The 21489-nt window shown below is 56.8% G+C and carries 21 protein-coding genes; 6 read left to right on the top strand and 15 right to left on the bottom strand.

Annotated elements, in window-relative coordinates; translation table 11 throughout:
• Window positions 1-114 precede the first annotated feature (114 nt).
• Both EGK14_RS06440 and yfbR read left to right on the top strand, forming a co-directional pair.
• On the top strand, window positions 115-1329 hold the full coding sequence (locus EGK14_RS06440) for a pyridoxal phosphate-dependent aminotransferase (RefSeq protein ID WP_125288257.1): 1215 nt from the start codon (window positions 115-117) through the stop codon (window positions 1327-1329).
• A gap of 105 nt (window positions 1330-1434) precedes the next feature.
• Window positions 1435-2031, top strand: a complete 597-nt coding sequence (gene yfbR, locus EGK14_RS06445) for a 5'-deoxynucleotidase (RefSeq protein ID WP_125288258.1) — start codon at window positions 1435-1437, stop codon at window positions 2029-2031.
• Window positions 2032-2037: 6 nt separating this feature from the next.
• Here yfbR and EGK14_RS06450 read toward each other — a convergent pair whose 3' ends face one another.
• The 4 genes from EGK14_RS06450 to yfbV form a co-directional block, all read right to left on the bottom strand.
• Entirely contained in the window at window positions 2038-3867 is a 1830-nt protein-coding gene (locus EGK14_RS06450; protein ID WP_125288259.1) for an SLC13 family permease, read from the bottom strand.
• A gap of 78 nt (window positions 3868-3945) precedes the next feature.
• On the bottom strand, window positions 3946-4605 hold the full coding sequence (locus EGK14_RS06455) for a sugar phosphatase (protein WP_125288260.1): 660 nt from the start codon (window positions 4603-4605) through the stop codon (window positions 3946-3948).
• Between the two features lie 13 nt (window positions 4606-4618).
• Window positions 4619-5113: a YfbU family protein gene (locus EGK14_RS06460; protein WP_125288330.1), complete on the bottom strand. Its 495-nt coding sequence runs from the start codon at window positions 5111-5113 to the stop codon at window positions 4619-4621.
• Between the two features lie 140 nt (window positions 5114-5253).
• Window positions 5254-5706 carry a terminus macrodomain insulation protein YfbV gene (gene yfbV, locus EGK14_RS06465; RefSeq protein ID WP_125288261.1) on the bottom strand — a complete coding sequence of 151 codons (453 nt, stop codon included), beginning with the start codon at window positions 5704-5706 and terminating at the stop codon, window positions 5254-5256.
• Window positions 5707-6038: 332 nt separating this feature from the next.
• Between yfbV and ackA the strand changes: the two genes are divergently transcribed.
• The 3 genes from ackA to EGK14_RS06480 all read left to right on the top strand — a co-directional run bounded on the left by ackA (window position 6039) and on the right by EGK14_RS06480 (window position 10796).
• The gene (ackA, locus tag EGK14_RS06470) at window positions 6039-7241 is read left to right on the top strand and encodes an acetate kinase (RefSeq protein WP_125288262.1); all 1203 of its coding nucleotides are present in this window, start codon (window positions 6039-6041) and stop codon (window positions 7239-7241) included.
• Between the two features lie 122 nt (window positions 7242-7363).
• Window positions 7364-9508 (top strand): phosphate acetyltransferase, encoded by a 2145-nt coding sequence (gene pta / locus EGK14_RS06475; RefSeq protein WP_199746384.1) that lies wholly within the window; start codon window positions 7364-7366, stop codon window positions 9506-9508.
• 289 nt (window positions 9509-9797) lie between these two features.
• Entirely contained in the window at window positions 9798-10796 is a 999-nt protein-coding gene (locus EGK14_RS06480) for a hypothetical protein (protein WP_125288263.1), read from the top strand.
• Between the two features lie 38 nt (window positions 10797-10834).
• Here EGK14_RS06480 and yfcD read toward each other — a convergent pair whose 3' ends face one another.
• Window positions 10835-11353 carry an NUDIX hydrolase YfcD gene (yfcD, locus tag EGK14_RS06485; RefSeq protein WP_125288264.1) on the bottom strand — a complete coding sequence of 173 codons (519 nt, stop codon included), beginning with the start codon at window positions 11351-11353 and terminating at the stop codon, window positions 10835-10837.
• Window positions 11354-11445: 92 nt separating this feature from the next.
• Window positions 11446-12093, bottom strand: coding sequence for a glutathione transferase (gene yfcF / locus EGK14_RS06490; protein WP_125288265.1), 648 nt, complete (start codon window positions 12091-12093; stop codon window positions 11446-11448).
• A gap of 164 nt (window positions 12094-12257) precedes the next feature.
• Here yfcF and EGK14_RS06495 point away from each other — a divergent pair, with 164 nt between their 5' ends.
• Window positions 12258-13151: a TIGR01777 family oxidoreductase gene (locus tag EGK14_RS06495; RefSeq protein ID WP_125288266.1), complete on the top strand. Its 894-nt coding sequence runs from the start codon at window positions 12258-12260 to the stop codon at window positions 13149-13151.
• A gap of 5 nt (window positions 13152-13156) precedes the next feature.
• Here the strand turns inward: EGK14_RS06495 and hisP are convergent, their stop codons facing one another.
• From hisP to folC, 9 genes are all read right to left on the bottom strand, one after another.
• The gene (gene hisP / locus EGK14_RS06500; protein ID WP_125288267.1) at window positions 13157-13927 is read right to left on the bottom strand and encodes a histidine ABC transporter ATP-binding protein HisP; all 771 of its coding nucleotides are present in this window, start codon (window positions 13925-13927) and stop codon (window positions 13157-13159) included.
• An 8-nt stretch (window positions 13928-13935) separates the two neighbouring features.
• Window positions 13936-14652 carry an ABC transporter permease gene (locus EGK14_RS06505; RefSeq protein ID WP_125288268.1) on the bottom strand — a complete coding sequence of 239 codons (717 nt, stop codon included), beginning with the start codon at window positions 14650-14652 and terminating at the stop codon, window positions 13936-13938.
• Complete coding sequence (locus tag EGK14_RS06510) at window positions 14649-15335, bottom strand: histidine ABC transporter permease HisQ (protein WP_125288269.1); 687 nt, start codon at window positions 15333-15335, stop codon at window positions 14649-14651. Before EGK14_RS06510 ends, EGK14_RS06505 begins: the two co-directional genes overlap by 4 nt.
• An 86-nt stretch (window positions 15336-15421) precedes the next feature.
• Window positions 15422-16201, bottom strand: a complete 780-nt coding sequence (argT, locus tag EGK14_RS06515) for a lysine/arginine/ornithine ABC transporter substrate-binding protein ArgT (protein WP_125288270.1) — start codon at window positions 16199-16201, stop codon at window positions 15422-15424.
• Between the two features lie 229 nt (window positions 16202-16430).
• Window positions 16431-17000: a UbiX family flavin prenyltransferase gene (locus tag EGK14_RS06520; protein ID WP_125288271.1), complete on the bottom strand. Its 570-nt coding sequence runs from the start codon at window positions 16998-17000 to the stop codon at window positions 16431-16433.
• Window positions 17001-17087: 87 nt separating this feature from the next.
• Entirely contained in the window at window positions 17088-18605 is a 1518-nt protein-coding gene (gene purF, locus EGK14_RS06525; RefSeq protein WP_125288272.1) for an amidophosphoribosyltransferase, read from the bottom strand.
• Window positions 18606-18641: 36 nt separating this feature from the next.
• Entirely contained in the window at window positions 18642-19127 is a 486-nt protein-coding gene (gene cvpA, locus EGK14_RS06530) for a colicin V production protein (protein WP_125288273.1), read from the bottom strand.
• A 337-nt stretch (window positions 19128-19464) separates the two neighbouring features.
• Window positions 19465-20184 (bottom strand): cell division protein DedD, encoded by a 720-nt coding sequence (gene dedD, locus EGK14_RS06535; RefSeq protein ID WP_125288274.1) that lies wholly within the window; start codon window positions 20182-20184, stop codon window positions 19465-19467.
• The gene (gene folC, locus EGK14_RS06540; protein ID WP_125288275.1) at window positions 20174-21433 is read right to left on the bottom strand and encodes a bifunctional tetrahydrofolate synthase/dihydrofolate synthase; all 1260 of its coding nucleotides are present in this window, start codon (window positions 21431-21433) and stop codon (window positions 20174-20176) included. The genes dedD and folC overlap by 11 nt, the downstream gene beginning before the upstream one ends.
• Between the last annotated feature and the right edge of the window lie 56 nt (window positions 21434-21489).

A 21489-nucleotide genomic window follows, 5' to 3' on the forward strand; every position in this document is an offset into this window, starting at 1 on the left:
CGCAGGCATGCCGGGCAAACCCGCTATCGGGCTTCAAAAGCGCTGGCGAGAGGAGTACATTGTGCGGGTTTACTTTTCCACGGCAGGAATGCGGCTCAGCCAAAGGCGAATGAAATGACCCCAATTGATAAATCCAGCAAGCTCGATAACGTTTGTTATGACATCCGTGGCCCGGTGTTAAAAGAAGCCAGACGCCTTGAAGAAGAAGGCAATAAAGTCCTCAAGCTCAATATTGGCAATCCCGCGCCTTTTGGTTTCGAAGCGCCTGACGAAATCCTGGTCGATGTCATCCGCAACCTGCCGAGCGCGCAGGGTTACTGCGACTCTAAAGGTCTCTATTCGGCGCGTAAAGCTATCGTGCAGCACTATCAGGCTCGCGGCCTGCGCGAAATAACCGTCGAGGACGTTTATATTGGCAACGGCGTTTCCGAACTGATCGTGCAATCGATGCAGGCATTGCTGAACAGCGGTGATGAGATGCTGGTGCCGGCGCCCGATTATCCGCTATGGACGGCCGCCGTTTCGCTTTCCAGCGGTAAAGCGGTGCACTACCTTTGTGACGAATCCGCTGGCTGGTTCCCGGATCTGGACGACATTCGCAGTAAAATCACTCCGCGCACGCGCGGGATCGTGATTATTAACCCAAATAACCCAACCGGCGCAGTTTACAGCAAGGAGCTGCTGCTGGAAGTCGTGGAGCTGGCCAGGCAGCATAATTTGATCATTTTCGCCGATGAAATCTACGACAAGATCCTTTATGACGCCGCTCAGCACCACTCTATCGCCGCGCTGGCTCCGGACCTGTTAACCATTACCTTTAACGGCCTGTCAAAAACCTACCGCGTGGCGGGGTTCCGCCAGGGCTGGATGGTGCTGAACGGGCCGAAAAAACATGCCAAAGGCTACATTGAAGGACTGGAAATGCTGGCCTCAATGCGCCTGTGCGCTAACGTGCCTGCGCAGCACGCCATTCAGACCGCGCTGGGCGGGTACCAGAGCATCAGCGAGTTTATCGTGCCGGGCGGCAGGCTGTATGAACAGCGCCAGCGCGCCTGGGAACTGATCAACGATATTCCGGGCGTCAGCTGCGTCAAGCCGGACGGCGCGCTTTATATGTTCCCGAAAATTGATGCCAAAAAATTCAATCTCCATGACGATCAGAAAATGGTGCTGGATTTCCTGCTGCAGGAGAAAGTACTGCTGGTGCAGGGCAGCGCCTTTAACTGGCCATGGCCGGATCACGTACGCATCGTCACCCTTCCCCACGTAAACGATCTTGAAATGGCTATCAGCAAGTTCGGCCGCTTCCTGGGAGGCTATCGCCAGTAGTCTGCTGTCGAACCGGATCGGCCAATATCGCTGCATTCTGTCAACTACCGTGATGCCAGAGCGGAATACTTCCCGCTCTGGTCTTCAGGCACAGGAAACCGTCCGATGAATCAAAGTCATTTTTTCGCCCATCTCTCCCGCCTTAAACTCATCAACCGCTGGCCGCTGATGCGCAACGTGCGCACGGAAAACGTTTCCGAGCACAGCCTGCAGGTGGCGATGGTAGCCCATGCGCTGGCGGTGATTAAAAATAAAAAATTCAACGGCAACCTTAACGCGGAACGGATCGCGCTGATGGCGATGTACCATGACGCCAGCGAAGTCCTGACGGGCGATTTGCCAACGCCGGTAAAGTATTACAACGCCCAGATCGCCAACGAATACAAGAAGATTGAAAAGATAGCGCAGCAGAAGCTGGTGGAGATGCTGCCCGACGATCTGCAGGATGCCTGGCGACCGCTGCTGGACGAGCAGCAGCGCAGCGAAGACGAGACGGCTATCGTCAAGCAGGCTGATGCGCTCTGCGCCTACCTGAAATGTCTGGAAGAGCTGGCCGCCGGTAACCATGAGTTTCAGCTGGCGAAAGCCCGGCTGGAAAAGACCCTGACTCAAAGGCGTAGCCCGGAGATGGACTATTTTGTTGAGGTCTTCGTGCCGAGCTTTAGCCTGTCGCTGGATGAAATCAGCCAGCAATCGCTGTAGCCGCGATCAAAACGGGAAGAGCAGCGGCACCAGCAGCACGCTGACCATCATAATCAACAGCGTAAAAGGTACGCCCGTTTTGACAAAATCGCTGAAGCGATAGCCGCCCGGCCCCAGTACCAGCGTATTGACCGGACTGGAAACCGGCGTCATAAAGGCGCTGGAAGCCGCTACCGCGACAGTCATGGCGAAAGGATAAGGCGAAACGCCCATTTGATGCGCTGCGGCGACGCCAACCGGCGCCATCAGCACCGCCGTAGCGGTATTGGAGATAAACAGGCCGATAGTCGCGCAGAGAACAAACAGGCAGGTCAGCATAACGTGCGGCGTATAGCCGCCGGCCAGATCCATCAATCCGTCGACAATCAGCGTTATTCCCCCGGTTTTTTGCAGCGCCAGCGCAAACGGCATCATGCCCACAATTAAAATAATGCTCGGCCAGTGGATCGCCCGGTAGGCACTTTCCATATCAATGCAGCGAAATTTACCCATCAGCAAACAGGCAATGAGCGCCGCTATGGGATTGGGGATTTCATTGGTGAGCATCATGGCGACCATCAGCGCCAGACAAAAAATGGCGTGCGGCGCCTGGCTGCTGGCGGGCGCGACGTCTTTAACCTCGGCAGGCAGGCTGAGCAACAGCACGTCCCGCTTTTGTAGCTGCAGCTGGGTGATTTTTTTCCAGTCGCCGATCACCAGCAAACAGTCCCCCAGCTCCAATGGCAGATCGCTCAGCACGCCTTCCAGCACCTCGCCGCGACGGCGGATGCCGATCACGCTCACGCCGTAACGCGTGCGGAACGAGCTTTCCCGCAGCGTTTTGCCCTGGAGTTCGGAATCGGGAAAAATCAGCACTTCCGCCATACCGACATCCTGCGCCCGATCGGAAAAATATTCGCCGCGCAGGATCATCGGTTCCAACCGATACTCGCTGCAAAATTCGCGGATATCAATATCGGCAGCGGACATATCGATCAGCAGCACGTCGCGGGCGCGAAACTGCGTCATGCCGGTCACCGGCACCATCACCCGTCGGAATTTACGCCAGCGCTCCAGCCCAACCACGTTAATGCCGTAGCGCTCGCGCAACCGTAAATCGTCCAGCGGCTCGCCAATAAGCGGCGAACCGGGGTGGACGGCCAGGCGGCGCGCTCTGCCGCTCAGCCTGTAATCCTTGATCAGATCGCGGAAAGTACGTTCCTGCCCTTTTCTGGCCTGTTTGTTTTCCGCCGCACCCAGCCAGAAACGCGCAACAAGCATATAACCGATGCCCAGCAGCAGGGCGGCCAGCCCGATCGGCGTGACGTCGAAGAAGCCGAACCCCGCCAGCCCTTCCCGTACCAGCTCGCTGTTGATCACCAGATTGGGCGCCGTCGCGACCAGAGTCAGCATGCCGCTGATCAGGCCGGCAAAGCTCAGCGGCATCATCAGCCTGCCCGGAGAACGGTTCATCTTCGCCGAGACGCTCATCACCACCGGGATAAAAATCGCCACCACGCCGGTTGAGCTCATAAAGGCGCCCAGACCGGCTACGGTCAGCATCAGCAAAGCCAGCATTTTCGCTTCGCTGCTGCCCGCCATTTTCATCAGCCAGTCGCCCATTCTCAGGGCCACGCCGGTACGAACCAGCCCTTCGCCAATCACAAACAGCGCCGCGATCAGCAGCACGTTAGCGTCGCTGAAGCCCATCGTAGCTTCCTGCAAGGTCAGCGTGCCGCTAAGCACAAAAACGATAATTACCAGCAGCGCCACAACATCCATACGTACCTTGCCGCTGACAAACAGCGCGATCGCCATCGCCAGCAGGCTCAGCACCCAGATAAGCTCGTTATTCACATCCGCTTCCCGCTTATGAGCAAAACTGTCGGCAGGATGCCATAAAAAAGCCCCGCAGATGCGGGGCTAAATCATAAGTTAATGCTTTCGATGCACGTCGATGGTGCCGTCACCGTTTTTATTGACGATCAGCTCTTCCAGTGAGCTGAGCTGCATGGCGACCTCTTCCAGGCGAGGTGAACCGGCAGGCGCGTTGACGGCAATCACATGGCTGCCCGCCGCGAGGCCGGAAAGGATACCCGCAGCGGCGTCTTCCACCACCACGCACTCTTCCGGCTCCAGCTCCAGCAGCTGGGCGCCCAGTAAATAGGCATCCGGGGCCGGTTTACCGTTTTGCACGCGTTCAGCGGTGACAAATATCTCCGGCTCCGGCAGGCCAGCCGCCTTACGCCGGGCAGAAGCAACGGGAACGGAGCCGGACGTAACGATAGCCCACGGAATATGCAGCTCGTTAAGCGTGGCGAGCAGTTCCTGCGCGCCCGGTAAAGCTACGATGCCGTCGGTATCTTCCGCTTCGGTTTTTTCCAGCGCCAGAAATTCCTGCTGGATGGCTTCTTCAGACGCGCCGGCCATAAAATGACGCAGTGAGGTGATAGCCTGCTTGCCGTGGATAAAATTCAGCACCTCATCCGCTGCGATGTTGTGCCGTGAGGCCCAGTTTACCCAGGCGCGTTCGACTACCGGTAGAGAGTCCACCAGCGTGCCGTCCAAATCAAACAGAAAACCTTTACACTTCACTACATGTTCCTTCTCAGGCGTTGATGATTTGCGCGATCTCGTTCGCGCTCAGATGATACTGCCTTGGGCAAGTGTGCCACACGGCCAGCATCCGTTGATACTTTTCCCACATCGGCATCTGGGCGTTAAAGCCGTGGCTGCCTGCATCAAACTGAGTATAGCGGCCTTCAATCTGCACCATAAACCGCACGTAGCCAAGGAATCGCGCCTCGGTAGCAGCGTCAAATCCTAAAAACTGCAGACGGCGCGCTTCGATTGCGCTGTGATCTTTCAGATTTGTCCAGGACACATGCAGCGCGTGGTGCATCTCCATAATATCAATCAGCGTACGGCAGACGGATTCCGGCAGCTCGCCGAATTCGCGATCCAGCTCGCGCATTTGCAGGCCATAGCCGCGTTCAACGATCGTTTGCAGACGACGATAGCGCTCAAGATTATCGGGATCCAACAGGCTCATCAGCTTGTACTGGTTAGAAAGGATTAAACGCTGCGCATGGCTCATTTCCATCATCAACTCCTGGTGACACGGTGGACAAAATGAAAGGATGGCGCAAGGATCGCATAACGCGCTGTGGCGAGGCACAGCAAACCGCTACTTCTTTGATGCAGGGCAGTTTTTCGCCGCTGCGGCGGCGAAAAACGCAGAACTCAGAGATCGTCGAGGAAAGTTTTATCCAGCTGACCGAAAGCGCGTTTCAGCACGTCGGCGAGCGCCTGGTATGTAGGTTTGCCTTCTACAGGCGCCAGCGCCTGGCCCGCGGCCTGAAGTTTTTCGCGCACTTCGTGAAACCAGCTCAGCAGGGCGGGCGGCAGCGGCGTGGCGGAACGTTTGCCCAGCCACCACAGACCCTGCATCGGCAGGCTACAGGCGAACAGCGCGGTGGCGACGGCAGGCCCAAGCTGGCCCCCCAACGCGATCTGCCAGGTCATGGCGAAGACAGCCAGCGGCGGCATAAAACGGATGCCGAATCGCGTCGCCGTAGTGACTCTGTTTTCCGGAAACAGAGGGGCAAGACGCTTGTCGGCTGGCCACGTCTTCATATAATGCTGCCCGTTCTGAAACAGCTTGACCCAACCGACAGTGCCGGATTCATTTGCCATGGTTGACCTCAACTTCACGGATAAAAATTAAACAAAAAATACCACGTAACAACTTTACCTTACAGCCTTCAAAAAATTTTGTCTTTACAAGGCACTCTGGTTATCCTGTGCGCGCTTGTTGAATGGCTGTTACATGCTTGCTGCGATTCTGCTGAGCTAACACGGGTCGGCCCGCACAAATTCAAAAAATCTTTGGGTTTTTATGAAATTTTTTTGCTTTCGGACAAATTATGCCGACAGCATGATGTTCATCATAATGTACCAGCTTTCATGCGCTACGCTGATAGTCTGATTGAGTTTTTTTTCGCCACCCTCAACCAATAGGACCTACCATGTCGAGTAAGTTAGTTCTGGTTTTGAACTGCGGTAGCTCTTCGTTAAAATTCGCCATTCTTGATCCCGCAAACGGCGACGAATATCTTTCCGGTTTAGCCGAATGTTTCCACCTGCCCGAAGCGCGCATCAAGTGGAAACTGGAAGGCGAAAAACAGGAAGCGGCCCTGGGCGCTGGCGCAGCTCACAGTGAAGCTCTTAACTTTATCGTTAAAACTATTCTGGCACAAAAACCAGCGCTGTCTGCACAAATTACTGCAATAGGTCACCGTATCGTGCACGGCGGCGAAAAGCTGACCCAGTCCGTGGTGATTGATCAGGACGTTGTTCAGGGTATTAAAGACGCCTCTTCTTTTGCACCGTTGCATAATCCGGCGCATCTGATCGGTATCGACGAAGCGATGAAAAACTTTCCGCATCTTTCCGATAAAAACGTGGCGGTGTTCGATACCGCGTTTCATCAAAGCATGCCGGAAGAGTCTTACCTGTATGCCCTGCCTTATCACCTATATAAGGAACACGGCGTGCGCCGCTACGGCGCTCACGGTACCAGCCACTACTACGTCACGCACGAAGCGGCCAAAGCGCTTAACAAACCGCTGCATGAACTCAACGTCATTACCTGTCATCTGGGCAACGGCGGTTCCGTCAGCGCAATTCGTAACGGCGAGTGCGTGGACACTTCTATGGGCCTGACGCCGCTGGAAGGCCTGGTAATGGGCACCCGTTCCGGCGATATCGATCCGGCGATTGTGTTTTTCCTGCACGACACGCTGGGTATGAGCGTTGACGCCATCAACAAAATGCTGACCAAAGAGTCCGGGCTGCTTGGACTGACTGGCGTGACCAGCGACTGCCGCTACGTGGAAGAAAACTACACCACCAAAGAAGATGCAAGGCGCGCGATGGACGTTTATTGCCATCGCCTTGCCAAATACATCGGCTCCTATACGGCGCTGATGGAAGGCAGGCTGGACGCGGTTATCTTTACCGGCGGCATTGGCGAAAACGCCGCGATGGTGCGCGAGTTGACGCTAAACAAACTGACCCTGCTCGGTTTTGAACCCGATAGTGAGCGTAATCTGGCCGCTCGCTTCGGCAAAGCGGGTTTTATCAATAAAGAAGGCACCCGACCTGCTATTGTCATCCCGACTAACGAAGAGCTGGTGATTGCGCAGGACGCCAGCCGCTTAACCGCTTAAGTGCACACCGTCAGCTCAGGCTGACGGTGCTGTTTCAGACATCAGGAAACCCACCGCCGCTGTTTTTTCGGCAGTTATCGCTAAAGCACCGGCATAACGGGTCTAATTATGAGAGGTTTACCTTGTCTCGTACCATCATGCTCATCCCTACCGGCACCAGCGTCGGTCTTACCAGCGTCAGCCTGGGCGTTATCCGCGCGATGGAGCGTAAAGGCGTCCGTCTCAGCGTGTTTAAACCTATTGCCCAACCGCGTACCGGCGGCGATTCGCTTGACCAGACCACGCTGATTATCCGTAAAAACTCTGCTATTCCCGCAGCCGAACCGCTGCAGATGAGCCGCGTGGAATCGCTGCTCGGCGCTAATCAGCAGGACGTGCTGATGGAAGAGATCATCGCGCGCTACCACGAGAATACCAGTGATGCAGAAGTGGTGCTGGTGGAAGGCCTGGTGCCGACGCGCAAGCACCAGTTCGCTACGGCGCTGAACTATGAGATCGCCAAAACGCTGAACGCGGAGATCGTTTTTGTGATGTCGCCCGGCAACGATTCGCCGGAAGCGCTACAGGAGCGTATAAAGCTGACGCGTAGCAGCTTCGGCGGCAGCAAAAATAAAAACATCACGGGCGTGATCGTTAATAAGCTGAACGCGCCCGTTGATGAACAGGGCCGTACCCGTCCCGACCTTTCCGAAATTTTTGATGATTCCACCAAGGCCAGCATTGCCAATATCGATCCACAACAGCTGGCCGTCAACAGCCCGCTGCCGGTACTGGGCTGCGTGCCGTGGAGCTTCGATCTGATAGCTACCCGCGCTATCGATATGTGCCGCCATCTTAATGCACAGATTATTAACGAAGGCGATATTGCCACGCGCCGCGTGAAGTCGGTGACGTTCTGCGCCCGCAGCCTGCCGCATATGCTGGAGCATTTTCGTCCCGGCTCGCTGCTGGTGACCTCCGCCGACCGTCCTGATGTGCTGGTGGCTGCCTGCCTGGCGGCAATGAACGGCGTGGAGATCGGCGCTATCCTGCTGACCGGCGGCTATCAGATCGATGCGCCTATCCAGCGCCTGTGCGAACGCGCCTTCGCCACCGGCCTGCCGGTGTTTATGGTGAAAACCAATACTTGGCAGACCTCGCTGAGCCTGCAAAGCTTTAACCTGGAAGTGCCCAGCGACGATACCCAACGCGTTGAGCGGGTGCAGGAATACGTGGCCAGCCATATCAGCGCCGACTGGATTGACTCGCTGACCGCCGCCTCCGAGCGTAGCCGCCGCCTGTCGCCGCCGGCCTTCCGCTATCAGCTGACCGAGCTGGCCCGCCATGCCCGTAAGCGCATCGTTCTGCCGGAAGGCGACGAGCCGCGCACCGTTAAGGCGGCCGCTATCTGCGCCGAACGCGGCATCGCTACCTGCGTGCTGCTGGGTAATCCGGATGAGATCCAGCGCGTGGCCGCGGCTCAGGGCGTCGAGCTGGGTAAAGGCATCGAAATCGTCGATCCACAGCAGGTGCGGGAAAACTATGTGCCTCGTCTGGTGGAGCTGCGTAAAAACAAAGGCATGACCGAGGTTGTGGCGCAGGAGCAGCTGGAAGACAACGTGATGCTGGGCACCATGATGCTGGAAAGCAGCGAGGTGGACGGCCTGGTTTCCGGCGCGGTGCACACCACGGCCAATACCATTCGTCCGCCGTTACAGCTGATTAAAACCGCGCCGGGCAGCTCGCTGGTTTCTTCGGTGTTCTTTATGCTGCTGCCGGAACAGGTGCTGGTGTATGGCGACTGCGCCATTAACCCGGATCCGAATCCGGAGCAGCTGGCTGAAATCGCCATCCAGTCCGCAGATTCCGCTACCGCTTTCGGCATAGAGCCGCGCGTGGCGATGATCTCCTACTCGACCGGTAACTCTGGCGCGGGCAGCGACGTGGAAAAAGTGCGCGAAGCTACGCGCATCGCCAAAGAGAAACGCCCGGATCTGGTGATCGACGGCCCGTTGCAGTACGACGCTGCGATTATGGCCGATGTCGCCAAATCTAAAGCGCCGGATTCACCGGTCGCCGGTCGCGCCACCGTATTTATCTTCCCGGATCTCAACACCGGTAATACCACCTATAAAGCCGTACAGCGCTCTGCCGATCTTATTTCCATCGGGCCGATGCTGCAAGGTATGCGCAAGCCGGTTAACGATCTGTCGCGCGGCGCGTTAGTAGACGATATTGTTTATACTATCGCCCTGACCGCCATTCAGGCTAAACAGGCCGAAGGTTAATACGCACTTTAAATTGAAGCGGATCGAAAGGTCCGCTTTTTTTTGCACAAATAAAAAAGTCATTACGGCGAAATACCCTTACCTCCGCTATTTTTCCTCGTCCTGAAAAATTCATTTTTACGCAAAGAAAAAAAAGTAAAGTCACTGATATATAAAATAAAAATTCAGGATAAAATTATTCCTGGTAGAATTCAGGTTCCGGTGCCAGGCTTATCATGGCAAGAGACAGAGTCTTTTTGATAATAATGTCTTCAGGAACAACACCTATATCAGGCAAGGGAGTTCTCTCATGAGCGATCACCAAGTTCATCCGGTTTACAATGAAGTAAATAGCGGCATTCCGCTAAAGCGTATTTCATGGAGTGCTATTTTCGCAGGCGTGATCCTTTCCGTGGTTATTTATTTGCTGCTAACCATTCTGGGTACGGCAATTGGCGCGACCACGGTCGATCCGTTAAAAGAACAAAATCCGCTTGAAGGCCTGGGTACGGGCGCCACTATCTGGACAGGGCTGAGCATGCTGATCTCTGTCGGTGCGGGCGCCTATATCACCGGCCGTCTGGCACAGCGTGAAGGCGCGCTGCACGGATTACTGATGTGGGCCGTAAACACACTGGTTTGCGTATGGCTGTTCGCCGTTGTGCTTAGCAGCGCCGTTAGCGGGACCGCCAGCGTGATTGGCTCCGGCTTTAACATGCTGGGCAACGGTATTTCCAGCATGGCGCCTTCTGTAGGACAGAACATCAAGCAGAAGCTGCAGGAAAACAATATTGACCTGAATAATTTGCAAAACGAGCTGGAAACCACGCTGCGTCAGACCGGCAAGCCAGAGCTGCAGCCGGAAAAACTGCAGCAGGACGCCAACAAAGAAGCTGATACCGCGCAAAATCAGGCTGAGGATACTGCCAAAGATCAGCAGAATGCCGATACCGATTTAGCCAGCTGGTTCTCAGGCGTCGTGCAGCGTAACCAGGCTACCCTTCAGGCTGCCGACGTTGACGCGCTGAAAAATATCGTTAAAGCCCGTACCGGTAAGAGCGATCAGGAAGTCGATCAGATCGTTGCTCAGACGCAACAGAGCTACGAGCAGGCTTACCAGAAATATCAGGAACTGAAAAAACAAGCGGAGCAGAAAGCGCGTGAAGCCGGTGAAAAAGCCGCCGCCGCTACGGCTAAAGCCAGCTGGATCGCCCTGATCACGCTGCTGGTGGAAGCCGCGATCGCAGGTTGGATGGGTATGCTGGGTCGTAAAACGCAGCCCCGCCTGGCCGTACGCGAAACTCGCTAATCACCAGTGCTAAAAAGGCCGCTTATGCGGCCTTTTTTTTAGCGATTCTGCTCACCGTTGCGGCTCAGCCACAGCGACAGCGCTTTTAGCGAATCATCTGTAAACTCGTCGCAGCGACCAGTGATCTCTTCCGGCGTCATCCAGAATATCTCTTCAACCTCTTCTTCCTGCATTGCAAACGGGCCGTGAGACACGCAGCTAAACAGGCCGCCCCACACGCGACAGTGCTGGTCTTCATAATAAAACAGACCATGTTCCGCAAAAGGCACAGCGGCAATGCCCAGCTCTTCTTCTGCTTCCCGACGCGCCGACTCCAGCATCTCTTCGCCGCTCTGCACTACGCCGCCAGCGGTTGCATCCAGCATTCCCGGCATAAAGTCTTTGTTCTGCGTCCGACGCTGCACCAGGATCTTGCCGGCGCCGTTATGCACCACAATATAAGTAGCGCGATGACGTAAACATTGCGCCCGCATCTGCGCCCGGCTGGACTTCGCGATTACCTCGTTATCTTCATTAACGATATCCACCCACTCCGTGCCGCTGTCTTGCTCCACCATCCCCAACCCTTACTTTTCTGGCGCCTTCGCGCTCGTTGATGCCTGCCCGCGCAGTCTGCCACGGGTCGCCTTAAGATACTGATCCCGCTGTGTCATTCTGCGGTATCTTTAGAAGATTCAGACAGCCAAAGCTGCACCGACGCCCGCTGCCACTGAAAATGAGCGTAATCCGCCACGCGCGCCGGCACGCTGTCGCCATGAAGCGCCAGCCTGTTAATCATTATCGCTAAATCCGTATCCGCTATCGACCACTCGCCAAAAAGATTCTGCTGACCCGACGGCAGTAGCTTTTCAACGGCGCTTATCAGTTTATTAGCGGAGCGCTGCGCCGCTAGCGACAGCGGCGCAAAGGTTTCGCCAGCAAACAAAACTTCCGTGGGACGCTCGTGGCGAAGCGGCAGAAAATCACTGCGCAGCCAGGCCTGGATCTCTCTGGCTCTGGCACGCTTTTCCCGACCCTGCGGATAAAGCCGTTCAAACTCCGGCGCGGGAAAGCGCTCCTCCAGATATTCGGCGATGGCGGAGGATTCAGAAAGCATCAAATCATCGAGCTGCAAAGTGGGCACGCGGCGCGTCAGCGAAAGCGCGACACAGGCCGCCTCAAGATGCTGCTCGCTGGCCAGATCGACACGCTTTACCGAAAAAGGCACCCCCTTTTCGCTGAGCGCCACAAAAGCAGACATCACATAGGGACTAAAAAAACAGGCATCTGACCACAAAACAACGTTGGGATAATTCATCCTCGGTTCCTTATCAGGCGGCGTCTGCAACCTGTTTACCCATTTTTTTAACAGAAGGCAATCTCTGCCTGGCCTGCGCCGGTTACTTTGCCGGCGCGCGTCGCGCTTTCCCGGCAACTTAGCCTAAGCTTATGGCATTGACGACACCCTTTGAGGAGAAAAAAATGCACATTTTACTCACGGGCGGCACCGGTCTGATCGGCAGCCATCTGATCCCTCGTCTTATATCCCGGGGCGACAGCGTGAGCGTGGTCACGCGCGACGTTGTCAGCGCACGGCAGAAACTGGGGGAAAAGATTAGCCTGTGGTCCGGGCTGGATCAGCAGCGTAATCTTGACGGCGTGGATGCCGTTATCAACCTGGCCGGCGAGCCTATCGCCGACAAGCGCTGGACCGAACAGCAAAAGCAGCATCTTTGTGAAAGCCGCTGGCAGATGACCGAAAAGCTGGCCACGCTGATCAATGCCAGTACGACCCCACCGAAAGTTTTTATCTCCGGTTCGGCCACGGGTTTTTACGGCGATACCGGCGATGTGGCGATCACTGAAGACGATCCCGGTCATGCGGAATTTACCCATAAGCTGTGCGCGCACTGGGAAGCGCTGGCGATGGCGGCCGACAGCGACAGAACACGGGTTTGCCTGCTGCGTACCGGCGTCGTGCTGGCTAAAAACGGCGGCGCACTGAGCAAAATGAAGCTGCCCTTCAAACTGGGCATCGGCGGCCCCCTTGGCAGCGGACAGCAATATATGCCGTGGATCCACCTGGACGATATGCTAAACGCGATCCTGTGGCTGCTGGATAACCCGGTTCTGCGCGGACCGTTCAATATGGTTTCACCCTACGCGGTACGCAACGAACAGTTCGCCGCCATGCTCGGCCACGCGCTGCACCGACCGGCCTTTATGCGTACGCCCGCCAGCGCGATTAAGCTGATGATGGGCGAATCCGCAGTACTGGTGCTGGGCGGTCAGCGCGTATTGCCGAAGCGGCTGGAAGAGTCAGGCTTCAGCTTTCGCTGGTATCAGCTGGACGAAGCGCTGGCGGACGTGGTGTAACGGCCCTATTTCAATGCGCCCGCTAAAAACTGCTGCAGTCGCGGACTTTGCGGCTGGTTAAACAGCACCTCCGGCGGCCCCTGCTCTTCTATCCGGCCCTGATGTAAAAAAATCACGTGGCTGGAGACGTGGCGGGCGAATTCCATTTCGTGCGTCACTACCACCATGGTTTTGCCCTCTTCCGCCAGCTTTTGCATAATCCGCAGAACTTCGCCCACCAGTTCCGGATCGAGCGCCGAGGTGGGTTCATCAAACAGCAGCACTTCCGGCTCCATTGCCAGCGCGCGGGCAATGGAAACGCGCTGCTGCTGGCCGCCGGACAGATGCACCGGATATTTTGCCCGCGCGCGCTCGTCGATGCCGACCTTATCCAGGTAGCGAATGGCCCGCGACTGCGCCTCGGCCCTGCTCAGGCCCAGCACCTGAATCGGCGCCTCCATCACGTTTTGCAGCACCGTCAGATGGCTCCACAGGTTAAAGTGCTGAAATACCATCGTCAGGCTGGTGCGTAGCGCCCGCAGCTGCTCTTTATTGGCGACTTTCAGCTGGCCATCGGTGTCGCGCACCAGATTAATCAGCTGATTATTGACGGCAATAGAGCCTTCGCTCGGCTTCTCCAGAAAATTAATACAGCGCAGAAAAGTGCTTTTCCCCGAGCCGGAAGAACCAATAATGGTGATAACGTCGCCCGCCTTTGCCTGAAGCGAGACGCCTTTCAGCACTTCATGATCGCCATAGCGTTTGTGCAGCTCGGTGACGTTTAGTTTATTGGACATAGATCTACTCAATGGGTCGATGAAGGTTTCATATGCGCCAGCCAGCGCTTTTCCGCCCTGCGGAACAGGCTAATCAATACATAAGAGATAATCAGATACAGCACCGCCGCGATGCCGAAGGCAACAAAAGGCCGATAGGTGGCGGAGTTGATATCGCGCGCGACCTTCAGCAGGTCGGGCACGGTCGCGGTAAAGGCCAGTGCCGTAGAGTGCAGCATCAAAATCACCTCATTGCTGTAGGCGGGCAGCGCGATGCGCAGCGCCGAAGGCAGAATAATGCAGCGATAGAGCTTAAACGTAGAGAAGCCGTAGGCGCGCGCCGCCTCGATTTCGCCATGCGGCACGGCGCGGATGGCGCCAGCGAAAATTTCCGTGGTGTAGGCGCAGGTATTCAGCGTCAGTGCCAGCAGCGTACAGTTCAGGCCGCTGCGGAAAAAGGTATTAAGCAGATCGTTGCCTTTAACCACCTCCAGCGTATACATACCCGAGTAGAACACCAGCAGCTGGACATACAGCGGCGTGCCGCGAAACAGATAGGTAAACAGCCAGACCGGAAAGCGTACGGCCTTAACGGACGACACGCGGGCAATCGCCAGCAGTATCGCCAGACAGCCGCCCAGCGCCACGGAGATAATCAGCAGCCAGAGCGTAATCGCCACGCCGGAAAAGCGGTAGCCGTCCGTCCACAGCAGGGCCTTCCAGTATTCCTGCAAAATATCGATCATAAGTCCGCCCTTTTCACGCCCACGGAGTAGCGGCGCGCAAGCCACCACAGCACACCGTTAGAAAGCGTGGTGAAAATCAGGTAAACCACGCCGGCGACGATGGCGAAATAAAACGGCTGCCAGGTGCTTTTGCCCGCCAGCTGCGTGGCTTTCACCACATCCTCCAGCCCCAGCAGCGACACCAGCGCGGTCGCCTTAAGGATCACCTGCCAGTTATTGCCGATGCCGGGCAGCGCATAGCGCATCATCGCCGGGAACAGGATGCGGCGGAACGTTTGCGACGCGGTAAAACCGAACGCGGTGGCCGCTTCGATTTGCCCTTTCGACACGGCCATAAAGGCGCCGCGAAACGTTTCCGTGAAATAGGCGCCATAGATAAAACCCAGCGTAATAATACCCGCCGTCATCGGATCGATATCAAACTGGCTGAGCCCCATCAGTTCGGTAACCTGATTAAGCGCGATTTGCAGCCCGTAGAAAATCAGCAGCATCAGCACCAGATCCGGCACGCCGCGGATCAGCGTGGTGTAGCCTTCAAACAGTATCGCCAGCGGGCGACGGCCGGAGAGCTTTGCGCCCGCGCCAATAAGACCCAACACTACCGAAAGCAGTACCGAACAGAGCGCCAGCTCCAGCGTCACCATCGCGCCTTTGAAAATGATTGCAGAGTAGCCATACAGCATAAGCAGTTTCCTGTCTGATTTAAGGCGTTTGCCCCAATGCCGGGGGCAAATCGGGGGCCGTCAGCGCCGCCCCCTGACAGGTTTTCTTAGCCGCCGTAGACGTCAAAGTTAAAATATTTTTTCGCCAGCTTGTCATAGGTGCCGTCCTGGCGCATCGCCGCCACGGCTTTATCGATAGCGGCTTTCAGCTCGGTGCTTTCTTTCGGCAGCCCCATACCTGTGCCAACGCCAAAGATTTTTTCGTCCTTCACTGCCGGGCCGGCAAAAGCGTAATCTTTACCAACAGGCTGCTTGAGGAAGCCTTCACTGGCGGCCACTTCATCCTGAAACGCGGCGTCGATACGTCCCGCCGTCAGATCCTGATAAACCAAATCCTGATTGGCGTAAGGCGTTACGGTTACGCCCTGCGTGCGCCAGTACTGGTTGGCATAGGTTTCCTGCGTCGTACCCTGAAGCAAACCAATAGTTTTGCCTTTCAGCGACGCCACGGTCGGTTCGATTTTGGAGCCTTTAGGGGCGATCAGACGAGCGTTGGCGGCATAAAGTTTTTCAGAGAAGGCGATCTCCTGCTGACGCTTTTCGGTAATAGACAGCGAAGAAATAATCGCATCGATTTTTTTCGCCTTCAGCGACGGGATCAGCGCGTCGAAATCGCTTTCGACGAAGGTACACTTCGTTTCCATACGCTTACAGATCTCGTTGGCAAGGTCGATATCAAAGCCCACCAGCTCGCCCTGCGCGTTTTTGGATTCAAACGGCGCGTAGGTTGGATCGGTGCCGATACGCAGCGTTTTCGGCGCGGCGGCCAGCGCGCTACCGGCAGAGAACGCCAGCAGCAGAGAAAGAGCCATCACCTGCTTCTTCATAGATTATCCTCAGAGTCACTTTTATTATGGATGGGCCAGCGTAAAGACGTGCAGCTTTCATGCCATCTTTACCAGAGGGTCAAGGAAGCGCACCGGCGCATGGAGAAGTTAAAAAAACGCGACCCGACAGCAGGATTATGGAAGAAGAATGCCTCGCTTTGGTGCATTTTTTGCACGCAAAGCGTTTTTATGAGAGCAGGCGCACCAAAAAAGCGCAGGAGACAGGCGTCTATGCACCCTGCCAGCGCGTGAAAAGATCGTTATCCAGCTCGATATCAAACTGATCCAGCACCCGGTTGACCGTCTGGTCAACGATGGCCATGACGTTTTCAGGGCGATGATAGAAGGCCGGGACGGGCGGCATGATAATCGCGCCCAGCTCCGCCGCCGTGGTCATCATCCGCAAATGTCCCAGATGCAGCGGCGTTTCCCGCACGCAGAGCACCAGGCGACGACGCTCTTTCAGGATCACGTCGGCCGCACGCGTCAGCAGACCGTCGCTGTAGCTGTGGACAATGCCGGACAGCGTTTTCATCGAACAGGGCAGGATAGCCATTCCGTCGGTTTTAAACGATCCGGAAGAGATACTGGCGGCGATATCCCGCACGTCATGCACCACATCCGCCATCGCCTGCACGTCGCGCACGGAATAGTCGCTTTCCAGCGCCAGCGTCTGGCGCGCGGCCTGGCTCATCACCAGATGCGTTTCCACCCCGTCGACCTGTTGCAGTATCTGGAGCGTGCGAATACCGTAAATTACGCCGCTGGCGCCCGAAATGCCGATGATAAGTCGTTTCATAATAATCCTTAACCTTCCTGAGGCCGGCCCCAAAAAAATGGGCCGGAATAGCTTCCGACCCATGATACCAGGAAAGCAGCGAGCGCATCAGCCCTCGTTGTGCATTTCCAGGTTTTCGACCTCGTTCTGGCGCGCCAGCGCTTTCGCATCGTCGTTGCGCAGCGACTGGATATGCTCCAGATAGCGCTGATCGACATCTTTCGTCACGTAGACTCCGTTAAACACCGAACATTCAAACTGGGCGATATCCGGATTTTCTTCGCGCACCGCCTCAATCAGATCGTCCAGGTCCTGGAAAATCAGCGCATCGGCTTTGATCAGCTTGCAAATCTCGTCCACTTCCCGCCCATGCGCAATCAGCTCGGTCGCGCTTGGCATATCAATGCCGTAGACGTTTGGGAAACGGATTTCCGGCGCGGCGGAAGCCAGATAGACTTTTTTCGCCCCGGCTTCGCGCGCCATTTCGATAATCTGTTCCGACGTGGTGCCGCGCACGATGGAATCATCCACCAGCAGCACGTTCTTACCGCGGAACTCCGCGCGGTTGGCGTTCAGCTTGCGGCGAACCGCGCTGCGGCGCTGGTGCTGGCCCGGCATAATAAAGGTGCGGCCCACGTAGCGGTTTTTCACAAACCCCTGACGGTAGGGCTTGTCCAGAATGCGCGCCATCTCCAGCGCGATATCGCAGGAGGTTTCCGGGATCGGGATCACCACGTCGATATCCAGGTCTTCCCATTCGCGGGCGATTTTTTCGCCCAGCTTGGTGCCCATGCGCACGCGGGCGCTGTATACGGAAATTTTGTCCAGGAAGGAATCCGGGCGGGCAAAATAGACGTATTCGAACAGGCACGGATTGCATTTAGGGTTTTCCGCGCACTGACGGGTGAACAGCTGCCCTTTCTCGGTGACGTAAACCGCTTCGCCCGGCGCCACGTCGCGCAGGAACTCAAAGCCCAGCGTATCCAGCGCCACGCTTTCGGAAGCCACCATATACTCGCTGCGGCCGTCCTTCATGGCGCGCTTGCCGATAACCAGCGGACGGATGCCGTTGGGATCGCGGAAGGCGACCAGGCCGTGGCCGATAATCATCGCTACGCAGGCATAAGCGCCGCGCACGTGCTGGTGCACCGCCGCCACCGCCGCGAAGATGTTCTCCGCTTCCAGCGGATAGTGCTGAAAACGATCCAGCTCGGTGGCGAAAATATTCAGCAGAATTTCCGAATCGGAAGTGGTGTTAACGTGACGGCGGCCGCTTTCAAACAGCTGCTTGCGCAGCTCATGGGCGTTGGTCAGGTTACCGTTGTGCGCAAGCGTAATGCCGTAAGGCGAGTTAACGTAGAAGGGCTGCGCCTCAGAAGCGCTGGAGCTTCCGGCGGTCGGGTAGCGGACGTGGCCGATGCCCATATTGCCCTGCAAACGCTGCATATGGCGGGCTTCAAAAACATCGCTCACCAGGCCGTTTGCTTTACGCAGGCGGAAGCAGTTCAGGGCATCAATGGTAACGATGCCTGCGGCATCCTGGCCACGGTGCTGCAGCACCGTTAACGCATCATAAATCGACTGGTTGACCGGCATAAAACCGGCGATCCCGACAATACCGCACATGTGGTCATTTCCTCATAAGCCGCAACCCCGGCTCAATTACCGGGGTAAAAAACTCGACGTGCTTTTCAGGTAGTCAAAAAACCACCTGATAATATAGCTAAACTGGGGAATCAGCTGGGACTGCTGCCAGTCCGGGCTTTTGGAAAAGCCGGTGAAGGTATCAAGGAAAAACAGCATGGCCGACACAATCAGTACGCCGCGTAATGCCCCGAAACAGACTCCCAGCACCCTGTCGGTTCCCGACAGGCCGGTTTTTTCAACCAGCGAACCAATCACATAGTTGACTATCGCGCCGACAATCAGCGTGGCGATAAACAATGCCGCGATGGCGATTCCATTTCGAACCAGTTCGTCTTCAAAACCTGTGAACCAGACAGCAAGGAAGGAGTAATAATGACTGGCGACAAAAAATGCGCAACCCCAGGTGACGAGCGAAAGTGCTTCCCGAACGAACCCGCGGATCAGGCTGACAAGAGCCGAAAAACCAATAACCGCAATAATGACGTAATCTATCCAGACCATGAACTCTTCCAGCGACTGTGCCTCTGATCAGGCTGCGTCCCTCTGCTGTCTGCCGCGTCGGCACGGGCAGCACAGGGACACAACCTGAGTTCGGGGCGAATTCTAACAGAAAAAGAAAACGTTTGCGTAGCTTTTCCTTAACCGTCCTGACGAAAACCGGGCGTGAAAAAAACCAGCGCAAAACCTGCCAGGATAACGGGAAAACAGGCTGGCCGACTCGCCCCGGCAACTGTTTGATTTACTTTATTTTACGGGCCGCCGCCTCGCCTGAAACGGCACGGCGACAGCCCGACTTCAGCGCCTGAAAGGCGTCGGCTCTTGCTGCGATAGCAACAGCCTAACGTGCGCTATAAGGCTTCACCACGCCGCTCAGTCCGGAGATGCCTTTCAGCTCGCCCACGGCGGCCTGCATCTTCGCTTTTGAAGCGTCCGGCCCGACGTAAACGCGGGTAATCTGACCCTGTACAGGCGTGGACGGCACCGTAAAGGCGCGATAGCCGGAAAGACGCAGCGAGGCGACGATTTCGTTAACCTTCGCGGCGTTCTTCAACGCGCCCAGCTGCACGACCCACGCCTGGCCTGCCGGCGCGCTCTCCTGCTGTACGGGCTTCGGCTCCGGTTTCGACTCAGGCCTGGTTTCCGGCTTCGCTACCGGCCTGGGCTCTGCCTTCGGCTTCTCTACGGGTTTTGGCTGCGCTTTCGGTTTCTCGACCGGTTTTTCCGTCACCACATGACTTACCGGCGGCGGTGACACCACGGTCGGCTGGTTGCCCGCCTGCGGCGCGGTAGAGCCGCTTTCAGCCTGCGAGGTATTTTCACTGGTCTGGCCCGCTATCGCCGTGCCTGCGCCTTCCGGCGGCTGGGCTGGCAGCGACTGCGTGACCGGCGGCACCATCTCCGTTTCCTGCTGATCGCCAGGCTTGGGCACCAGCGGGATCGCGGCGAACTCTTCCTTATAGTGCTTTTTCTTACCGTCCAGCAGGCCCGGCAGCACGATAACGCCCAGCGCCACGATGATCACCGTTCCTACCAAACGATTTTGAAACTTACTTGCCACTGCCACTCTCCGTTTCCATCGTTTCCATTACCTGCGCTACGGTGTGGAAAGAACCGCACACCAGCACGATATCCTGCGGCCCGGCCTGCCGCCGCGCCTGGCCAAACGCCGCCGCCACGCTGGTACAGGCCTGCGCGCCCGACAAATGCGCCAGCAGCTGCTCCGCGCTTGCGCCTCGCGGCCCTTCCAGCGGCGCGCAGTACCAGTAGTCAACCTGCGGTGCCAGACAGGCCAGCGTCCCGGCGATATCTTTGTCGTGCAGCATGCCGACTACCGCATGGACCTTTCCGGTTTTCGGCAGCTCGCTCAGGCGTTCGGCCAGGTAGCCAGCCGCATGAGGATTATGCGCGACATCCAGAATAATGCGCGGCGATTGTGCAACGGTCTGAAAACGCCCGGGCAAAATCGCTTTATCCAGCTCGTAAAGCGTGGCGTCATCGACTTTTAACGACGACGCGCGCAGCGCGGCCAGCGCGGTGGCGGCATTCGGCAACGGCACCTGCGGCATCGGCAGCCCGTTCAGCGTGCCCTGCGCATCGGTAAAGCGCCAGTCGTGCTCACCAACGCTATAAGACCAGTCGCGCCCCCGCTTCAACAGCTGCGCGCCCAGCTCGTCGGCCACTTCGCCAATGGTATGCGGCATATCAGGTTCACCAACGATAGCAGGCTTGCCGCCACGGAAGACGCCCGCTTTTTCGCGGCCGATGCTTTCGCGATCCGGGCCAAGCCAGTCGGTATGATCGAGCGCGATGCTGGTGATCACCGATACGTCGGCATCCACGATATTGGTTGCGTCCAGGCGGCCACCCAGCCCCACCTCCAGGATCACCACATCAAGCTGCGCACGCTTAAACAGCCAGAGCGCAGAAAGCGTACCGTACTCAAAATAGGTCAGCGAAGTGTCGCCGCGCCCTTTCTCAATATCGGCAAATGAAGCGGTATGCTCCGCTTCGGCCAGCTCAAGCCCTTGAATGCGCACGCGTTCGGTATAGCGCACCAGGTGCGGCGAACTGTAGACGCCGACGCGATAGCCTGCGGCCATCAGCAGCGTTTCCAGCGTCCGGCAGGTGGTGCCTTTGCCGTTAGTGCCGGCAACGGTAAAAACAAACGGAGCAGGTTTAAGAAGGTCAAGCCGTGCGGCGACGCGCTGAACGCGCGCCAGCCCGAGTTCGATAGCCTGAGAATGCAGATTCTCAAGATAATGAAGCCACGTGGCCAGAGGCGACGTGGCTTGAGGAAGAGTATCCATGTATCCCGTTCACAAGTTACGGTTCATTGGTGAAAGGGCGACGCGCGCCCTTTCGG

Origin of the sequence: Erwinia sp. 198 (assembly GCF_003937915.1) — a bacterium.
In the GTDB taxonomy this organism is placed as follows: Bacteria; Pseudomonadota; Gammaproteobacteria; order Enterobacterales; family Enterobacteriaceae; genus Erwinia; species Erwinia aeris.